This window comes from Bradyrhizobium ferriligni, assembly GCF_056837965.1.
Genome location: NZ_JBXEJO010000010.1, coordinates 86,477 through 104,186, shown reverse-complemented (window position 1 = coordinate 104,186; position 17,710 = coordinate 86,477). Strand labels below are relative to the sequence as shown.

19 protein-coding genes and 1 tRNA gene are annotated in these 17,710 nt (G+C 61.6%); 4 read left to right on the top strand and 16 right to left on the bottom strand.

The window, feature by feature from the left end:
• Nucleotides 1–75 precede the first annotated feature (75 nt).
• The 6 genes from AC1VNY_RS08185 to AC1VNY_RS08160 all read right to left on the bottom strand — a co-directional run bounded on the left by AC1VNY_RS08185 (nt 76) and on the right by AC1VNY_RS08160 (nt 4,829).
• On the bottom strand, nt 76–504 hold the full coding sequence (locus AC1VNY_RS08185) for a DUF2948 family protein (protein WP_028338931.1): 429 nt from the start codon (nt 502–504) through the stop codon (nt 76–78).
• Between the two features lie 306 nt (nt 505–810).
• Nucleotides 811–1,635 (bottom strand): alpha/beta fold hydrolase, encoded by an 825-nt coding sequence (locus AC1VNY_RS08180; RefSeq protein WP_482404797.1) that lies wholly within the window; start codon nt 1,633–1,635, stop codon nt 811–813.
• Nucleotides 1,636–1,761: 126 nt separating this feature from the next.
• Nucleotides 1,762–2,262, bottom strand: coding sequence for a hypothetical protein (locus AC1VNY_RS08175; RefSeq protein WP_304497431.1), 501 nt, complete (start codon nt 2,260–2,262; stop codon nt 1,762–1,764).
• 178 nt (nt 2,263–2,440) lie between these two features.
• Entirely contained in the window at nt 2,441–2,749 is a 309-nt protein-coding gene (locus AC1VNY_RS08170; RefSeq protein ID WP_482404796.1) for a UBP-type zinc finger domain-containing protein, read from the bottom strand.
• 146 nt (nt 2,750–2,895) lie between these two features.
• Entirely contained in the window at nt 2,896–4,593 is a 1,698-nt protein-coding gene (locus AC1VNY_RS08165) for an FAD-dependent oxidoreductase (RefSeq protein ID WP_482404795.1), read from the bottom strand.
• Between the two features lie 41 nt (nt 4,594–4,634).
• Nucleotides 4,635–4,829, bottom strand: coding sequence for a hypothetical protein (locus AC1VNY_RS08160; RefSeq protein WP_225160827.1), 195 nt, complete (start codon nt 4,827–4,829; stop codon nt 4,635–4,637).
• Nucleotides 4,830–5,120: 291 nt separating this feature from the next.
• Here AC1VNY_RS08160 and AC1VNY_RS08155 point away from each other — a divergent pair.
• The 4 genes from AC1VNY_RS08155 to AC1VNY_RS08140 all read left to right on the top strand — a co-directional run bounded on the left by AC1VNY_RS08155 (nt 5,121) and on the right by AC1VNY_RS08140 (nt 7,081).
• Nucleotides 5,121–5,195, top strand: a tRNA-Thr gene (locus AC1VNY_RS08155).
• Between the two features lie 389 nt (nt 5,196–5,584).
• Nucleotides 5,585–5,767, top strand: a complete 183-nt coding sequence (locus tag AC1VNY_RS08150) for a hypothetical protein (RefSeq protein WP_482404794.1) — start codon at nt 5,585–5,587, stop codon at nt 5,765–5,767.
• A gap of 80 nt (nt 5,768–5,847) precedes the next feature.
• Nucleotides 5,848–6,495, top strand: coding sequence for a DUF5343 domain-containing protein (locus tag AC1VNY_RS08145; protein ID WP_482404793.1), 648 nt, complete (start codon nt 5,848–5,850; stop codon nt 6,493–6,495).
• A gap of 1 nt (nt 6,496) precedes the next feature.
• Complete coding sequence (locus AC1VNY_RS08140) at nt 6,497–7,081, top strand: Swt1 family HEPN domain-containing protein (protein WP_482404792.1); 585 nt, start codon at nt 6,497–6,499, stop codon at nt 7,079–7,081.
• A 709-nt stretch (nt 7,082–7,790) separates the two neighbouring features.
• Here the strand turns inward: AC1VNY_RS08140 and AC1VNY_RS08135 are convergent.
• From AC1VNY_RS08135 to AC1VNY_RS08090, 10 genes are all read right to left on the bottom strand, one after another.
• Nucleotides 7,791–8,588, bottom strand: coding sequence for a hypothetical protein (locus AC1VNY_RS08135; protein ID WP_482404791.1), 798 nt, complete (start codon nt 8,586–8,588; stop codon nt 7,791–7,793).
• Nucleotides 8,589–8,597: 9 nt separating this feature from the next.
• Entirely contained in the window at nt 8,598–10,013 is a 1,416-nt protein-coding gene (locus AC1VNY_RS08130; RefSeq protein WP_482404790.1) for a hypothetical protein, read from the bottom strand.
• Nucleotides 10,010–10,195 (bottom strand): hypothetical protein, encoded by a 186-nt coding sequence (locus AC1VNY_RS08125; RefSeq protein WP_482404789.1) that lies wholly within the window; start codon nt 10,193–10,195, stop codon nt 10,010–10,012. Before AC1VNY_RS08125 ends, AC1VNY_RS08130 begins: the two co-directional genes overlap by 4 nt.
• Nucleotides 10,192–10,683, bottom strand: coding sequence for a hypothetical protein (locus AC1VNY_RS08120; protein WP_482404788.1), 492 nt, complete (start codon nt 10,681–10,683; stop codon nt 10,192–10,194). The genes AC1VNY_RS08125 and AC1VNY_RS08120 overlap by 4 nt, the downstream gene beginning before the upstream one ends.
• A 781-nt stretch (nt 10,684–11,464) precedes the next feature.
• Nucleotides 11,465–11,833 carry a hypothetical protein gene (locus AC1VNY_RS08115; protein WP_482404787.1) on the bottom strand — a complete coding sequence of 123 codons (369 nt, stop codon included), beginning with the start codon at nt 11,831–11,833 and terminating at the stop codon, nt 11,465–11,467.
• Nucleotides 11,834–11,846: 13 nt separating this feature from the next.
• Nucleotides 11,847–14,219 carry a DUF5906 domain-containing protein gene (locus tag AC1VNY_RS08110; RefSeq protein WP_482404786.1) on the bottom strand — a complete coding sequence of 791 codons (2,373 nt, stop codon included), beginning with the start codon at nt 14,217–14,219 and terminating at the stop codon, nt 11,847–11,849.
• A complete protein-coding gene (locus AC1VNY_RS08105; RefSeq protein ID WP_482404785.1) occupies nt 14,216–14,461 on the bottom strand; it encodes a helix-turn-helix transcriptional regulator in 246 nt (81 codons plus the stop codon). Before AC1VNY_RS08105 ends, AC1VNY_RS08110 begins: the two co-directional genes overlap by 4 nt.
• Before the next feature lie 63 nt (nt 14,462–14,524).
• Entirely contained in the window at nt 14,525–15,229 is a 705-nt protein-coding gene (locus AC1VNY_RS08100; protein ID WP_482404784.1) for a hypothetical protein, read from the bottom strand.
• On the bottom strand, nt 15,226–16,497 hold the full coding sequence (locus AC1VNY_RS08095) for a tyrosine-type recombinase/integrase (RefSeq protein WP_482404783.1): 1,272 nt from the start codon (nt 16,495–16,497) through the stop codon (nt 15,226–15,228). The genes AC1VNY_RS08100 and AC1VNY_RS08095 overlap by 4 nt, the downstream gene beginning before the upstream one ends.
• A gap of 223 nt (nt 16,498–16,720) precedes the next feature.
• Nucleotides 16,721–17,641 (bottom strand): LysR substrate-binding domain-containing protein, encoded by a 921-nt coding sequence (locus AC1VNY_RS08090; protein WP_482404782.1) that lies wholly within the window; start codon nt 17,639–17,641, stop codon nt 16,721–16,723.
• Between the last annotated feature and the right edge of the window lie 69 nt (nt 17,642–17,710).

Genomic DNA, 17,710 nt, shown 5'->3' with positions numbered 1-17,710 from the left:
CTTTCTTAGGAGGAATTCGGGTCCCTGCTCAATGGCGCGACGGATAATGGCCGTCAACCCTTGGGGGGAGCTGATTTACCCCGGCGCCATCCCGAGGTCGTCTGCCCCAAGATCGGTCAATTCGCATTCCAGGCACTCGACATCCAGCCGCAGCGCCCCGCCATGGCCGAACATCAGGAGCGCGCTGCCGCCCGGCGGGTCGGAGGCATAGAACTCGATCCCGAGCAGTTCCAGGGTGGCTTCCGGGGCCTCCAGGTCGATATTGCGCGACTTGCATGCCAGCACCCGGTCGAACCGCAGCGCGGCGATCAGCCGGCGCGAGCAGGTGCCGCCCGACAAGGTCTGCTCCCAGTCCAGCCGGTTCAGGCCGACCACGAGCCGCTTCTCGTCCTGGCGCCAGACGATGTCGGAGGGCTGGACGCGGGCGTCCTGCACATGGGCCGAGATGACCGCGAGGTCATCGGCGTCGAGGGCGATCAGTTTCAGCGGCGCGGGTGGGGACATGACGGTGGTTATAACGCCCCGCGGCCCGGGAGGTACCAGACGGCCAATGGAATTCGTGCTGGAGGAACCGGCCGGCCCAAACAGCACCTTCGCCGCCCGGCAGTCGCATACAGCGCAGCGTCGACGGAAGTTCCGACATATCGTCATCGCCGGGCGTGACCCGGCCATCCACGCCTTTCTTCACGTAGCACCAAGACGTGGATGCCCGGGACAAGCCCGGGCATGACGAGTTTGTGGACGTCCAGAGCGAACCCCGTTCGCCGAGGACGCGTTAGACCGGCGCGGTGCAGAACGCAGCCCCGCGCCTCAGCCCTTGATGAACGCCAGCAGATCCTTGTTGATCGTCTCGGCCTCCGTCGTCGGCATGCCGTGCGGAAAACCCTTGTAGGTCTTCAGCGTGCCGTTCTTCAGAAGCTTGGCCGAGAGCGGGGCGGAGTCGGCGTAGGGCACGATCTGGTCGTCGTCGCCATGCATCACCAGCACCGGCACGTTGATCTTCTTCAGATCCTCGGTGAAGTCGGTCTGCGAGAACGCGACGATGCCGTCGTAATGCGCCTTGGCACCGCCCATCATGCCCTGCCGCCACCAGTTCTGGATCACGGCTTCCGACGGTTTTGCGCCGGGCCGGTTGTAGCCGTAGAACGGCCCGGCCGGCAGGTCGCGGTAGAATTGCGAGCGATTGGCGGCGAGCTGGGCCTGCAAGCCGTCGAACACCGACTTCGGCAGGCCGCCGGGATTGTTCACCGTCTGCACCATCAACGGCGGCACCGCGCTCAGGATCGCCGCCTTCGCCACCCGGCTCTCGCCGTGGCGGGCGATGTAGTGCACCACCTCGCCGCCGCCGGTGGAATGGCCGACATGGACGGCGTTCTTCAGATCGAGATGCGCGGTGACGGAAGCGAGGTCGTCGGCATAGTGATCCATGTCATGACCGTCGGCGACCTGGGCGGAGCGGCCGTGGCCGCGGCGGTCGTGGGCGACGACGCGAAAGCCGTGCCCCACGAAGAACAGCATCTGCGCGTCCCAGTCGTCCGACGACAGCGGCCAGCCATGGCTGAACACGATCGGCTGCCCCGAGCCCCAATCCTTGTAGAAGATCTCGACGCCGTCTTTGGTGGTGATGGTGGGCATTTGATCGCTCCTCTTCTGCCAAATATATCGGTCCTCGGCGCGTCAGGCATGAGCGCCCGACGCCGCACGATTGTGCATCGTGTTTTATGCCGCGTGTCGCCGCGAAATGATGTCGCGCGCGTCAGATCAGGCGAACGTGACCGGCCTGAAGCGGCGCCAGGCACCGATGATCACCACGGCGAAGAACACCAGCACGATGCCCTGCACCGCCGCAAACACCGGCCCGGACGGCGGGTTCGGCGGCACCGCCGGCGCCAGCGCCTGCAACGCCGGCACCTTGAGGAAGCTCTGGATGACCAGCACGAAGACGTTGAGATAGAGCGAGACCATCGCAGTCACGATATAGATCGGGCGCCAGGCGCCCTTGAGCTGCATCGCATAGAGCGCAATGCAGGCAATCGCGAGCAGCACCAGCGAGAGCCCGCCGATGATGTGCGACGGCAGCAGCTTCTCGGTCACCAAAGGCGGGATCACGAATCCGGTGGCGCTGGTCAGGATCGTGAGCACGAGGAAGATCGCGGTCAGCCCAGGCATCGCGCGCGAGCCGAGCAGCCCGAACATCACGAGCACGCCGGCGACGATTGCAATCAGGCTGATAATGACGTGCACGAGCACCAATGTCGTCATGTGGCGCACTCCCCGTTGAGACCCGCGTGCGAGGTTACGATGCGTGACGGAAAATTGCTACATGCTTCGATGGCAGGACGGCCGACATCTCATCGAAATTTGCCGGCGTCGGCGATTGCTGAAAATTTTCGCACGTATGTCACACGATGCGGCATCGTGCGCCCTGTGCGAAGCTGAATCAATCATAGCGCGGGATCGGTCCGTCATGCGGCGTCTTGCGCCTCGACAGGTCGAACAGCACCTCGTCGACATAGCACCAGCCCCAGCCTTCCGGCGGATCGTAGCCCTCGATCACGGGATGGCCGGTGGCGTGGAAATGTGCCGTCGCATGCCGGTTCGGCGAATCGTCGCAGCAGCCGACATGGCCGCAGGTCCGGCAGATGCGCAAATGCAGCCAGCGGCTGCCGCTCTTCAGGCATTCCTCGCAGCCGAGCGCGCTCGGCGTGACGTCCTGGATGCCGGCGATATGGGTGCAGCCTTTTGTCATTTTTTCGGCCTTTACCTGTCGCAGCTATTTGATCCGTCATCCTGAGGTGCGAGCTCTTGCGAGCCTCGAAGGATGCACGGCCACACTGTGGTCGATTCATCCTTCGAGACGCCGCTTCGCGGCTCCTCAGGATGACGGAGGAAAAGCTACAGCGTCGGACTGCCCGCGTCGGCGAGATAGCCGTGCAGGGCGGCGACGACCTGCGCGCCCTCGCCGATCGCGCCGCCGACGCGCTTGACCGATCCAGAGCGGACATCGCCGACCGCGAACACGCCGGGCACCGTGGTCTCGAGCAGCGGCACGGCGCGCGCGCCCTCGCCGGTCTGCACGCCGGTCATCACGAAGCCGCCGCGGTCGACCTGCACCCCGCAGCCCTCGAGCCAGCCGGTCGCCGGATCGGCGCCGACAAACAAAAAGAGATTACGGATATCCATGGTGAACTCGTCGGGCGCGAGCCGGCTGCGCCAGCGCACCCGCTGCAGCGTCTCGGTGCCGTCGAGTCCGATCACCTCGGTATTGAACATCAATTCGATGTTCGGCGTCGCCTCGATGCGCTCGATCAAATAGCGCGACATGCTGGCCCCGAGCCCGCCGCCGCGGATCATCATGTTGACCCTGCGGGCATGCGCCGACAGGTACACCGCCGCCTGCCCCGCGGAGTTGCCGCCGCCGACCAGCACGACATCCTGGTTGGCGCAGAGCCGCGCCTCGATCGGCGAGGCCCAGTACCAGACGCCGCGGCCTTCAAAGGCATCGAGATTGTCGATCTCGGGCCGGCGATAGCGCGCCCCACTGGCAACCACCACGGATTTCGCGCGCAGCGTATGCCCGCATGCGGTGTCGAGCACGAATGCGCCGGACGCTTTCGTGCAGTCGAGCGATTTGATCGAGACCGGGATCAGCATCTCGGCGCCGAATTTCTGCGCCTGGTTGAAGGCGCGCCCGGCCAGCGCCTGGCCGGAGATGCCGGTCGGAAAGCCCAGATAGTTTTCGATGCGCATGCTGGCGCCGGCCTGGCCGCCGAAAGCGCGGGAATCGAACACCGCGACCGACAGGCCTTCCGACGCCGCATAGACCGCGGTGGCAAGCCCGGCCGGCCCGCTGCCGACCACGGCGACATCGTAGAGTTTTTCATGCGCGCTGTTGCCGATCATGCCGAGCGCCATCGCAAGCGCGGTCTCGGACGGATTGCGCAGCACCGTGCCGTTGGGACAGACCACCAGCGGCAGCTCGGCGCGCGTCGGCGAATAGCGCGCGACGAGGTCGGCGGCATCCTTGTCGGTCTCGGGGTCGAGGAAGTGGTGCGGCTGGCCGTTGCGCGCCAGGAAATTCTGCAGCGACGCCATGTTGCCGACCGAGGCGGGCCCGATCAGCACCGGCCCGCCGGCGCCGCCCTGGATCAGGCTGACGCGGCGCAGGATCAGCGCGCGCATGATGCGTTCGCCGAGATCGGCCTCCGCAACCAGAAGCGCGCGCAGCCGGTCGGGCGGCAGCAGCAGCGTCTCGACCACCCCATCGGCATGGCCGTCGACCAGCGCCGGGCGGCCGGAGAGCTGGCCGATCTCAGCGAGAAACTGGCCCGGTCCCTGGTCGATGATCGGCGCGACATGGCCGAGGCCATCACGCTGGGTGATCGACACGCTGCCCGACAGCACCACGAACATGCCGGGACCTGGCGTGCCGGTCTCGAACAGTGCCTCGCCGTCCTGGTATGAGCGCGGCTCGCCGAAGCGGCGCATCCGTTCGATCTCGTGGCCGGTCAGGGTCGGAAAGGTCTGCTCATGGCGCGGGAAGGCGTAGGCGGTTGCGCTCAGCCGATCGATCGTCGTCTCATCTACAGCCATATCGGCGACCCGCTTCCTTTAACAATGCGCACGAACCGTGTTTAACGGCGCGGCTCGTTTCCGCCGGCGTCATCTAGCGAGCCATCGGCTGGTTCGGAAGCCACATCCTCGCGACCGCGCGCCTGCGATTTCCGTCGCTTCAGATTTTCGCGCAGCGCCAGCTTCAGACGATCCTGTCGTGAATCCTTCACGCGGGCTCCGGCCTGCCCGCCGCCTCTGTCCTGATCGCCTGTCATTCTAGAACTCTCGAACCGCCGACGGCCTGCGCAGACGCGACCATATCCAATGGACAGCGCTGGCGCACCCTGCCCGGTCGGCCAGTTGCATGACGCGGCACGATTCGCGGTAAAAGGGCGATCGGGAACCCAATCAGGCCGCGATCGGCCAGATCCGAAGCGATCGCTGGCGCGAGGTGTGAATTTCCGCGGATTTCACGGCCACCCTTTTGCTTGCGCCTGAGGGGGCCTTGTGGCAAGAACCGCCCCGCTTGGACGGGCCTCGAGGGGCCGATTCTAATTCCCGGGCATGCTGCCGTAGCTCAGTGGTAGAGCACTCCATTGGTAATGGAGAGGTCGACAGTTCAATCCTGTCTGGCAGCACCATTTCTTTCATCAAAGCAATAACTTAGGGACTCCGCCGTACAGCGGGGTTTTTCGCGCGACCGGCGGGGGAGCGAGCGGGGGAGCGCGCCTCTCAACGAGATGAGCAAGACCAGAGCAGTTTGATTTAGCCCGTAGGGCCGCACAGCGCTGGAAGGGTGTGAATAACCGGGAGAAGGGGAACAAAACAGGACTCCCGCAGGGCGTCAGTGTAAATTGTCCCGTGGCGGCCGAATCGCCGCTCATGAAAAAAACCGAGCCCTCCTCCCCAGGAAACCTCGGCTCTTTCTCATGTCATCCACTGAGGCCTCGAAGGCCATTTCAGCGTCATCGACGTAACAGTGCGTCAGTGACTCGAATAGGTCAAGAGGTCCGATAGAAGGACTGCGCTCTTGAATAAAACGAAGTTCACGGACGACGAAGCTGTCGACGTTTGGCTGCGTTCGTGGAGTGGTCAATACCAGCATCAGATTGCTGCCGCATATGAAATCAATGTGCGCGCCGTGAATCATGTGCTGAAGGAGAAGACGCACCTTGGAAGCAGGCAAATTGCAGCTTCGAAGCGTTCCGCGTAATTGAGTTGATACGGCGGGCGGCGGAAATGCCGCCCGTTCGCGTATGAACGATCGTCGCTGATTCAGTTTGCGAGGAACCAATGGTTGCAAAGCTTCCGTACATGGCACTCCCCGGTGCCGTTCCAAAGATTCTGGCGAAGATAGATGAAGCCAAGCGCCCAGAGCGGTTCACGCAGGATTATCTTGCAACTGTGCTGGGGTTCAACGGCGGAAACTACCAAGCATTTTTGCCGATGCTCAAGCGCATGCGCTTCCTTGAGCAGGACGGTACTCCAACAAGACTTTACGATCAGTATCGCAACGATGACACCAAGGCGCTCGCGCTGGCCGAGGGTGTACGCAATGCATATTCCGCTCTATTCGAGCGCAACGAGTACGCTCATCACCTTAGCAAAGAAAAACTAGCTTCCCTTGTGACTGAGATAACCGGTCAGGAGAAGGACAGCTCAGTTTCCAAGTACATTGTTTCGACGTTCTGGAACTTAAAGGAAGCAGCTGATTTCGACGGCAAACCGGAAGCCGAACACCCCACGAAGGACAAAGCGATAGTCACCACGCCGAATTCGACTTCCGACCCTGCGCCCGAGACGAAACGCAGGCCGGACTTGGCCGAAAATGTGGAATTCAAGGTAGGCTACACTATCAACTTGAATTTGCCTGAGACGACGAATCCTGAAGTGTTCAACGCCATCTTTAAATCGTTGAAAGAACATTTGCTGCGGGGCTGACGTGAAACCTACAGACGCAATCCGGCTGTTCGGCTTGAACAACCTGAGTATTGAGTCCGATATTCAGCGCGTTGAATCGGAGCACAGCATCGATCTGGGGCATCGCAAAAAACCGAGTAAGGCAACGCCCGAGGAACAATTCTATCCGCAATTTTCGCAGAAGCTTCGCGAGGAGGCGGACGCCATGGCCCAGCATTTTGCGATCTTTTACTGTCTAGAGAATTCGATTCGCCAACTGATAAGCGATCGCCTCGAAGAGGCCCATGGCGAGAGTTGGTGGGACACGGTCGTTCCACCCAATGTACGGGACAATGCCAACAAAAACCGTGCCAAAGAGGTTGCGGCTGGGGTCACACTTCGCTCCGAGGTGATGATCGATTATTCCAATTTCGGTGAACTCGGTGAAATCCTCAAAGCTAATTGGACTATTTTTGGAGATACTTTGAGAGACATATCAGCGGTCCAAAAGATTCTTGGAAGCTTAAACTCCCTTCGTGCGCCTATTGCTCACTGCAAACCACTAGCTCCGGACGAGGTTCTTCGGCTTCATCTAGGACTTCGAGATTGGTTCAGACAAATGGGGTAAGAAACCCAGGTGGAACGCCGTCGCCAAGCCGAACTCGATTTTGTCTCCTGTCCCCCACCAAGCCTTCGACCCATTCAAGCATCAAACTAATCCGGCACGCTAAGCTTGGCGCCTAGGTCGAGCGACCAAGCCCAGGCGACGCGCTGCGCGCAGGTTCACGAAGCACCCGGGTTGCACACGGACCATGACGCGTCGGTCATAGGACCTGATGTAACGGATCAGCGGCTTGAATTCGCGTTTCATTGTTCGCTCCAACTTGCCCGACGACGGAATGTCATCGGTGCCGCAGCGTTGGTAATGCGTGGTCGAGCGGAATACCCTACGGGCTTACTCGGAGAATTTTACCAGAGCGGGTAGCCACGTTTCCTGCAAGCCTCGCACATGCGGTTGTGGCGGCCCTCAGATGGAAAGGCTTTCTGGCAGCACATGCAATTGCGCTTCGTCTTGCTGGCGTTCCGCCTGCGGACCTGCTCGCGCGCCAGCGCGCGACGTTTCTCAGTGCTGTATGGATCAATGGCGTTGTATTCAGCCCTCACCTGGGCTCGAGAGATCGGTGGATCGAAGGCCAAGAGGTGACACGCCAATCGCTCGCATACACGATGGCCTTCAATGCCCAGGGCGAAGACCTCCGCGAGGGTCATTCCCACACGGAGCTCTGTCCAGGGCTTACGCTGCGCCTTGAAGTTGATGCTGGATATGCGAGCGTCAATCATTTGCCGGCCAGCGCGCGCACCTTCTTCGCGGCAACCGCACGAGGAGACTCAGGTCGGTTGATGACTTCGCCGTAGCGGGCGGTAAGCCGGTTGCCAGCGTCCATCACGCGCTCGATGGTCTTAGCGGTTGCCTCGTACTGCGCGGAATCAACAGGTGCGAACTGCGCCGCTGCCCGCTTCCGGATGGCGTCTTGCGCGGCCTGATTGAGCCCAGAGAGGAAGGGTTGGGCATGCAGGATCGCAGCAACGGTGGCTTTGTCACCGTCCGTCACGGCTTGCATGCAAAAAGACATGCGATCGCCGTCGGGCAGGCTCTTGACGTAGGCGCGCACCTCGGCCGCCAACGCTGTTCCTTCGGCCGTCTTGCGGCTGGGATTGTCGATTGCTTCGGCAACGCGCTTGCCAAGCGTCTCGTGAAGGCCTTTCAGTTCCTTCATCTTGCGATCGACCGACGGCAAGACGTCGGCCAAGGCTTGCCGGGCGGCTTCGACCAGTTCGTCGCTGAAGGCAACGAGCGTGGGAACCCCGTTCACCATCCGCACGTCGTGCCCCGCTCGCTGGGCTCTCTTGGCCTGCGCAACCGTGAGCGGCTCCGCCTCGCGGATCGAGTTTTGCGCGTCATTCAGCTGAGCGAAACGCTCGTAGCAAACCTTGAGCGCTTCGCGTGCGGCTGAGTACGCGAAAACGCCCAGGGTGCCTTCCTGCTCCAGCGCCTTACTCGTGTCGGCCGAGAAGGAGTCAGGGTGCATGCTAATCGGCACGTCAGTACGGATTGGTGTGAGTGGTTCGAACATAGTCGGCTCCTATTGTCGGTAGGGATTGCCCAGGTCGGTGCTGTAAACGTCGGGGCCATCGAGCGGGTGATGAAGGTGTGGGCGCAGGTGGTCGCGGACGTTGTTCTGCCCAGACGTCTGCTGGTGCTCCATCGCGGCGTAGCGCGCGGCATCGGCCGCGTGATCCGGACCGGTTGTCAGCACATCTTCAGGACGTGAGGGATCGCGCTGGATGAACGGCACGGTCTGCCAGAAATATTTGCAGCGTGCGGTGATCCACATGCCGGGACGACCATTCCGCTCCTTGGCGTTGTGGAGGAGCTGCCGCATCGTGGACCAGCCAGCGACGCGTTGCTTCTGGGGCCGCTGGAGGTTCACGCCGAGCTCGTACAGAACTTGGAGGAGTGTATCCTGCAAACCTGCGGCGTCATCGCCGACGCCGTATGTGTTCGCACCCCACCGTCCGCACATCTCAAGGATTGCTTCGGCCAACTTGCCCGGAGGCCAGCGCAATCCCTCGTTGGGATCGTTCGGGTCAACCGTAGCTAGCTCATCCAAGAGGATGAGCGAGTTACGGGGGAATGGCCCGATGTCGCCCGGTGCCTTCAGGCAGACGTAGGTGACCGAAGGAGCGGAGCTGCCCCAATCCATCGCGAGGTACGAGCGCCAAGCCTTCGTAACGGGATAGGGCCACGCCACGGGAAGCATGTGGACCTTCTCGTCGAGCGTGCCGCCGAAGAAGGCACCGCGTGCGATGTTCCAATCGCCGTTGATCCAGGCCCGGAACAGCTCTTCGTCGTTACCGCACGCTGCCCGAAGGCGCCGCTTGTAGTCCTCGTGATCGAGATGTGGATTGTGGATCAATGTTGATGGGCAGTTCACCCACGTTTCGCCGTCCAGCTCATACGGGTGCCAGGCGAGTTGTCGCGCGATGAAGTTTTGATGGATGAGCGCATGCAATGGTCCGCCCGGGTTGGCGGTGCGGACCTCGCGGAGCGGGATGCCTTCGGCGCCGCGCAAGTTCGATTTCAGCAGGTCAACCCATCGGCGGTCGGCCAGCAGCCCGAACTCGTCGATGATCGGGAGCGTGAAGGATCGTCCCTGATACTTCTTATATGCGTTCGGACCGTCGAGCTGACCGCATTCGACAATCGCACCGTTGGGCAACCTGAATGTGTGCTCTGCGCGGTTGTGCCGAACGCCCTTGCCGTAGGCGGTGGTGAGCAGGCTGTCCAGCTGCTCTTCCAACTCCTGCGTTGCCTTGTGCGTCTCGCGGATGATGAGCGGACGTGCGTCCTCACCGTACTTCTCGACATGGCGCAGCACCAGCAGCAACGCGCCGGTTGATTTGCCGCCACCACGGCCACCGGCCATGAGCAAATTCCAGTTCTCCGGAACCGACAGCACGGTGGACTGATACGGCGTGGGTGCGATGATGCTGCTCATAACGTTGGCTTTCGAGCAAGGGTGGCCGTGCCGTCGACGTCGGTGCCGCCGGTGTAGAGCGGTGGACGAACGCACTGCCGCGCCAACACAGGATTGCCATCGGCGTCAACGCCAACCTGCACCTGTTCGAACTCACCCATGTCGCCGGGCTGAAACATGAAGCGCGACCGCTCGGTGCTCATTGCTGATCCTCCACCGGCTTGGGCTGCTCGATCACGCTGACAGCACGCAGGTAGGCTTCGGGCGTTGCAGCGTCGGGCAAATTTATGATGATGTTGGGCCGCGCCTCGGGCCGGTCGCCCTCGACCCAGCCGAGGCGAGCCTTGGTCAGGTAGATGGCGGCGACCACGTTGCCCTTGCGCGCAGCAGTGAGCAGGTGGTGCGTGAGCTCGTCGGCAAGCAATGCCTTGCCACCGGTCATTGCCTCCTCGACGTTGGGATCGCGCTTCACGATGTCCATCAGCGTCTTGCGGTGGAGGCCGAGCTTCCGCGCAATGGTTGCTTGGTCCTGCCCCTCTGCGGCCATCGCTTCGATGACCTTCAGGCCAGCAGGAGTGACCGTGCATGGCGCAGTTCGGCCGGTGCCAGCGCGGGTGACGAGCGCCGCGCGCGTGGACAGCGCGAGCTGGAGTGCGGTCTTGGTGGTGTTGGTGGTCTTGGGCTTGGTCATGCCCAGAGCGATACGCTCGCGCCAGGCAGGCTTCACTCCGGGCTTACTCGGAGGATTTTGCGCGGAGCCTTGTGCGGTACGAGGCGCCCAGAAAGAGCGCTCTCTATGGAAGGGAGAGGCCGAGCGAGGAAATGCTCAGTGGCTGTGAAGGTTAGCGCGAGCTGGTGGGAGTCGGGGGAGCTCTCGGGGAGCAGCGCACAAGCACAGCGCGCAGAAAGCTTCAGCGCCGCTGGGTTTTTCAGCCAATCTCAGGCGCCTTTTTTAGCGGCGGGAGGGCTGAATTCCGAAGCCGATGAGCCCAATGGACTAATTGGCTCTGTCCATGAACAGCGCCACCGCCACGATGGCGATGGGGCTTATTCCCAACACAATGATGCTCGCGCGGTAAAGTAGGTCACTGCCCATGACACAACCCCAAGCGTGTAACCGGAGCCTACCTCGGGTGGGTCGGCAGTGCCAGTGCGGTTTGTGCCCTGGCTAGGAAATAAATCGTGCGCTAGGTGAGAATACCTGCCTCGCACGGGCAAGGTCGGTGGTCGGTGGTCGGTGGAAAGGTCGGTGGTCCAGAAACCTCACTGCTAGTGGAGTTTCACCGACTACACCGACTTCACCTACTTATTAGAAAGAGAGAGGAGATAGAGAGGAAGCAGCTGGACGGTCGCTCCCGTGTTCTCTCTGCCTGGGCAAGTGGAACGGTCGGTAAGTCGGTGGGTCGGGGAAAACACACGATTACTGTGGGTTAGCAAAACCGGCCCATTCCCGAGGTCGGTGGGTCGGCGGCTCAATTGCCTCGTACCAGCGGCGCGAAGTGGAGCTCCGGCGGAGGATCGCCGTGGAAGAAGTGATACTCGGCCAGCAGCCGTTCGAGCCGCTCCTGATAGTCCGCAGCGGCTTCGTTGGTCGACGAATACAGGAAGCAGGCATTCTCCGTCGTCGTCGTCCACACGTCGTCGAACGTGCGCGGGTCACGAGCAAACACCAGCGCGTCGTTGATGCACATTTCGTAGTCCGTCCAGCCCGCCTCGCCCAGGCGTCCATAGCCACGAGCCACCGGCAGCCAACAGTGCTGAAACTTCGGCGACTGCACCTTGATCAAAGCATAGGGGAAGTCCAGCTGGCGATCCCCAACCAACAATTCATGAATACGCATAACATCACCTCAATCAGAACGGTTGATCGTCATCGTCGGAGAGCGGGCCGCGCGTGCCCGCCCAATGCCGTGCGCTGTCCCACTTCCCCGGCGCACGCAGCTGATCCCACTTGGCCCTCGCTTCGTCTAAGGGCGGCAGCTGATACGAACGCGGCCTGCTGTTCTCGTCCTTCAGGAAGCCCATGGCATTGAACAGCGATGCAACCTGATTCAGCGTAATGTTCTCTCCAGACAGCCGATTTAGCTGCGCATATTTCTGCAGGTCGGAGGTCGCAACACGCGGTCGTCGATCGTCACGTCGCCGAAGCGCCGCAGAGGCGGCCGTATCTGCTTCGGGCAATTCGCCAGCCTGCAGCAAATCGAACCAAATTCGCTCGAAGCCCTTCAAAGACTCATTCTTCTGATCATCCAACGCCGCCGTGCTGGGCACGTTGCGCACCTCGTAATCAGAAAGGTCGTAGTTCTGGAGCATGTGCAGCAGCGCCTCATAGCCGCCCTTTTCGAGTTGCTCCGCTATCGCCTTGAAATAGGGCACCGCCTGCTGCTTCTCTGTACCGACGTCAAGCAAAAGATAGCGCCGCTCATCAGTTGAAGCCTGCACAACGTGCTCGTCATTGGAGGCCATGATGAGGTGGACGTAATTCGGCGCAGACTCGACGTCCACGCCTTTGGCCTCGATAGCAATCGTTTCCTCGGTGATCAGGGTCTTAAGGACGGAAGCGTGCCTCTTGTCTCCGGCGAAGAACGCCTCGTCCGCGAACAGCACAAGGACGTCCCGCAAGTGCGCGTTGAAGTTGCCCACAAGGTGATTGGACTGACTGACCTGCAGGAAATGGCGGCCAAACAGTTTGCCGAATTGCTTGGCGAAGAACGACTTGCCTACACCCTTGCCGCCGCGCAACACGATCGCCACCTCTCCTGGGCGTGCCGGCATCTGCACGCAGCGCGCCATCCAGCCCATAAGGTAAGTGAACGTCGCTTCGTCGTTTGAGCAGACGTTGCGCTTGACGTGATCGAGGAACAACGAGCAATCGCCGGGTCGCGCCTCGTAGGCGAAACCCTGCCACAGGTTGTATGCGTCCGCGACTTCACGCTTCGGCGCGAACACAATGGTGTTGTACTCACGGCGCTGAGGGTGGTCGAGCCACCACTTGCCGACCTTGTCGAACTTCGGGGTGTTACTCTTATCGTCGTACCCCACCTGGACCAGCTTGTTGCGCCAAGCGTTGGAGAAGTCCTCAAAGGACATGCGGGTGAGACGACTCCGCTGCAGCGCCGGGTCTTCCACCTCTTCAATCACGCGGCACTTCCCACCGATGTTGCGGATCACCGCGTACTTCTCGTTCAGCTTGCGGAGCCACGGGTCAACGACCTCTTCCTTCGCGCGCTCGATCTGCCGCAGCGCGTATCGCTCGGAGTTGCTGCCCTTCTCCAGAATGCTTTCGCTGATGGCAAAGTCCGGATCGGTGAGGATGGAGAAGATCACCGCATCCGGCACATTGCAGCGCACGAGCTGGCAGCAAGCGTCGAACACCCACATGGAGCGGCTGTTGTCGCCCTCCTTAGGCTCGTCCGGATGCCGACCCTGCACGCAGATGACCTTCACCCGGTCGGGGACGTTCCACTGATCGAGCTCGTTGATGTCAGCCAGCCGCTCGATGTTGCCGCTGATCTTGATCGCGCGCTCAGGGGATGTGAACCCCTTGAGGTCGGGGGACTGCACCGCCTGGGCTTGGGTGAACTTGGTCAGAGGGTAGATGGCCTCCGGTGCCCAGGAGACGAGGGTAGCGAGCTCCGGGACGCGGCCTTTCTTCAGCTTTCGCTCATCCGGCAGATTGATCGTGCCGGGCAGCCGCATAATGCGGTCGATGTTGTGGCAGTTGTCACCACCGAAGAGAATTTCGAGCTGCTGGTTGTAACGCTTGGCATCCTCCGCCAACGTGAGATCACCCTTAATCGGAATGGGCCGCTCTAGTTTCCAGAACGCCTGATAGCCTCCGCCCGAAAACACAACAGCCGTCGGCGCCGGAACGCCCAGAGGGAGCTTGTCGCCGAGCAAGGCCTTACAACGTGCGCGCTCGGCCTCTAGGTCCTCGCCAGCGCGCGGATCAATGTCCACGTGCAAAAACGCAACCTCTTTAATGTCCTCGCGCTCTGCCTTCTTGTTAAGGTCGTGCAGCGGCGGGTTGACTGACCAATAGATATTTCGCTCCCCGTTGTATCCCTTCAGCCAATCAGCCAACGCGCCCTGCTGATGCTCGTGGAACGTCCTCGTTTCGATGGCCTTGCGATCGGGCCGGATAGCTGTGAGCACCCAAGGCCCGTCCGGATAGACCTGCTTTAGGAATTTTATTGCAGCTTCGTTGTCAGGCTTCGGAGCACTCATGCCGAGACCTTTCGATCCCGGCGCGATGCGACGGCATTCCTGCTGCGCTTGCTGCCGTTCGCGCTCGCGTCCCGTTGGGCCAACATCCAGGCATCTATTTCGCTTTCAAGGAAAACCGCCTTGTTCTGGCCCAGACGAATTGACCGAGGGAACGTGCCCGCTCTAATCCGGTCGTATATGACCGACTTGGACAGGCAAACCCTGTCGAGCACCTGCTTTACACTGATAAATCGCTCGGCCATGGCCGACTTCCTTCCATGCACGCTGCATGGAAGGGACTAAAGCGCAGCTGGCTGCCGAACTCCCTACGGGCTTACTCGGCGCTTTTTGCGCGGGATCGCGCGGGATCGTACCGCCGAGCTGGCGGCGTTGAAGTCATAGTCACTGTCGAGCCAAGTCGTGATGTTCATCATCAACCGTGCTGCTGGGTTGCAAAAGCTGGGATCGTACTGCACAGGCTTGCGCGGCTGCTGTTTGCCGTAGCTGAATTTCGGGGCGAACGATCGCCCAGTGCGCAGCTGCCACCAATCGCGTACCAGCGGGACAATGGCGTTCAATGGGGTGATCGGTGGTCCATCCGGATTGGTTCGGCTCTTGCCAGAGTTTCCTTCCTTGGCTTCCCAATACTGCCAATACTCGCCGAGCCGATCCTTTGGTGGCCTTCCCTTCCGGTGAGGCTCGCCTATTTGCTGCCAGAACTCAGCCCATTCCGCCGGATCGCGTCGCAGCTTGTAGTCTGCCAGCTCGGTGAAGTAGACCTCTGCACACGTTGAGACCAGCTCAGCGAGCTGGTCTCGATGTGGACTGAGGTCGACCGCCTTGCGCAGGTCTGGCTGTATAACAACCCAGCCGTTTGGCTCTGCATCTTTGTTCACTTGTCGAATTACGGCATCGAGCCATTCCCCTTCTGGGTTCATCGGGAATGGTGGCTCTCGCTGGGCGCCCAGCTCAGCCAAAGACGGCACGCTCAGCGGCGGCTTGAGATCGCGAGGCGTGAACGGCTTCTTCACCTCACGACCCCCATCACATGCTGTGCGTAGGCGGCGAGCGCGGCCTTCTTCTCTTCAAGGTACCCATACTTATTATATGTCTTCTGCAGGCCGGGTTTGGCGTGCCCGAGGACAGCGTCGCGAACCTCCTGATTGAAGCCCAGGTGAGCGAGGCGGGTCTCGCAGGTAACGCGGAAATCATGCACGCGGAAATAGGCCAGCTTGGCTTCCGGGTCATCCTTCTGCATCGCGGACAGTGCTGCTTCATCTAAGCGCAACTTCGCCTTGGAGAAGCCGGACACCGGCACCGCGCCGTCGCGTGACGAGAGCAGGAAGTAGTCGTTGCCGGGCCAGATAGGCAGTGCGTCGAAGATCGCCCAAGCCTCGTCCGCAATCGGTACGATGTGGTCGCGCTTACCCTTGTAGCGTGCCTTTGGCACCTCCAGCCATCGCTTGTCGGCATTGATTTCTGAACGCGAGGCATCAGCCCATTCGTTGCGGCGTTGTCCGGTCAGCATCAGGAGCTGGTACATCGGACCGAACGGATAGCCCAGCGAGGCGGCGCCCTGCCAAACGTGGCGGAGCTCTGCATCGGTCAGCGCCCTGCCCGCCTCCTCGTTAACCTCAAGGTCGCCGCGCTTGAGCCCGTGCACCGGACTGTCCTTGATGATTTCGCGATCAATGGCCCAATTGAAGAAGCGGGACAGGTGTTTCCGGACTTCGCGCGCTATCGGCATCTTGCCGCGCGCAACGAGCCCATCGAGCAGTTCATGGACGTCCGACCGCCGGATGTCTTGGATAGGCTTGTCACCCCATTCAGGTCCAACGTGGGTCCGGAGCGTGCTGCCGATCGTCTTCCACGCCTTCACGTTGGGCTTCAGCTCCAGCTCCACGAACCGCTCGCTGGCGAGGGTGAAGGTATTGCTGTGCCGGATGAGGTTCTTTTCCCGGCGCTCATTCCGAGGGTCGAACCCTTCCGTAGCAGCCTGGATGATCTTCCGGGCCTGTTCGCGCGCTTCCGTCAAACCCAGAGGAGGCGTCGCCCCTAGGGTGATGCGATGCTGGGCTCCGGTAAGCAGCCGCCCGTTGCTGTTGGCGCCGCCCTCTCCCGGCACCTTGTAAATGACGCTGAACGACTTCACGCCGCGCGGGGTGACGCGAAGGACAAGCCCAGGGCAGACTTCGTCCTCAATCTCCATCCGCCCGCTCGGTGGAGCGGCGGCCGGGTCGTACTTCAACCGTTCGATGCTTTGCGGGGTAAAACGCTTTTGCTGCCGCGACCGCGCCATGGGGTGTGCCCTCCGGGGGAGCGTCGGGGGAGCGAAAACTGGACGTTCTCTCCCATACTCTCCCGAACTCTGCCGGTCCATTTATAGAGCAAAAACAAACCCTTGGGCTCTCAATAACTTACCCTTGGTTACTCTTCCGGCCTATACACCCTTAAATTGGTAATGGAGAGGTCGACAGTTCAATCCTGTCTGGCAGCACCATCCCTTTCCGCTGTAACATCAGTCACTTACTGAAATTGAGCCCCGCCCGCGGCGCGCCGGCTGCGAGATGTTCGGCGATCGCATCGATCGCGACCCGGGTGCGGAGTGGCAGGAACTGCGCCTCCGGCCAGACCAGGAAGTAGCTCAAGCGCAGCGCCGCGTGATCGGTCAGGACCGGCACCAGCCGGCCAGCCTGCAACCGCCCCTCGATAAGCCACCGCGGCAACCAGGCGAAGCCCATGCCTGCCTCGGCCGCGTCGGCGATACCCTGGAGATCGTCGAGCAGCAGCCGCTTGCGCGGCATGACATCGAGCTCGGTCCCACTCTCTCGGGGGAAGCGCCAGGGTCGCGGCCGGCCCGAGCGGCTGTAGAAGATGCCATCATGGTCGGCGAGTTGCACCGGTTCCTGCAACGGCCGCGCGGCGGTGTAAGCGGGCGCTGCGCAAGCGACCATCGGATACTCCGCCAGCTTGCGGCTGATGAGACCGCCACCGTCGGTGGGAAGACCGCTTCGCACACTCAGATCGTAGCCCTCGCGAAGCAGATCGCTTGGCCGATCGCTGAACGACAGCACGAGATCAAGCGCGGTATGCCTGGTCGCGAGCTTGACCAGCAGCGGCGCGATCAGCATTCGCCCGTAGATCACGGGAAGGGTGACGCGCAGCGTTCCCCTGATAGCGCCGACGTGATCCTTGACCATGGCATCGGCGGCGTGCGCTTCCGACAACACGGCCTTGCAGCGCTCGAAATAGGCGCGCCCGAGATCGCTGAGCGCCATCTTGCGGGTCGTGCGATGCACCAGGGTCGTACCGAGATGCGCTTCAAGGGAACGGATGTGCTTGCCGGCCATCGGCGCCGAGATACCGTACGCACTCGCGGCGGCCGCGAACGAGCCGAGTTCGACGGCCTTGACGAAGACTCCCATGCTGAGAAAGCGGTCCATTGCAAACCCCTGGTTCATTCTGACGTGCCTGGCGGCGCGTTCTCTTCTCGCAGAAGCGGGCTCATGAAT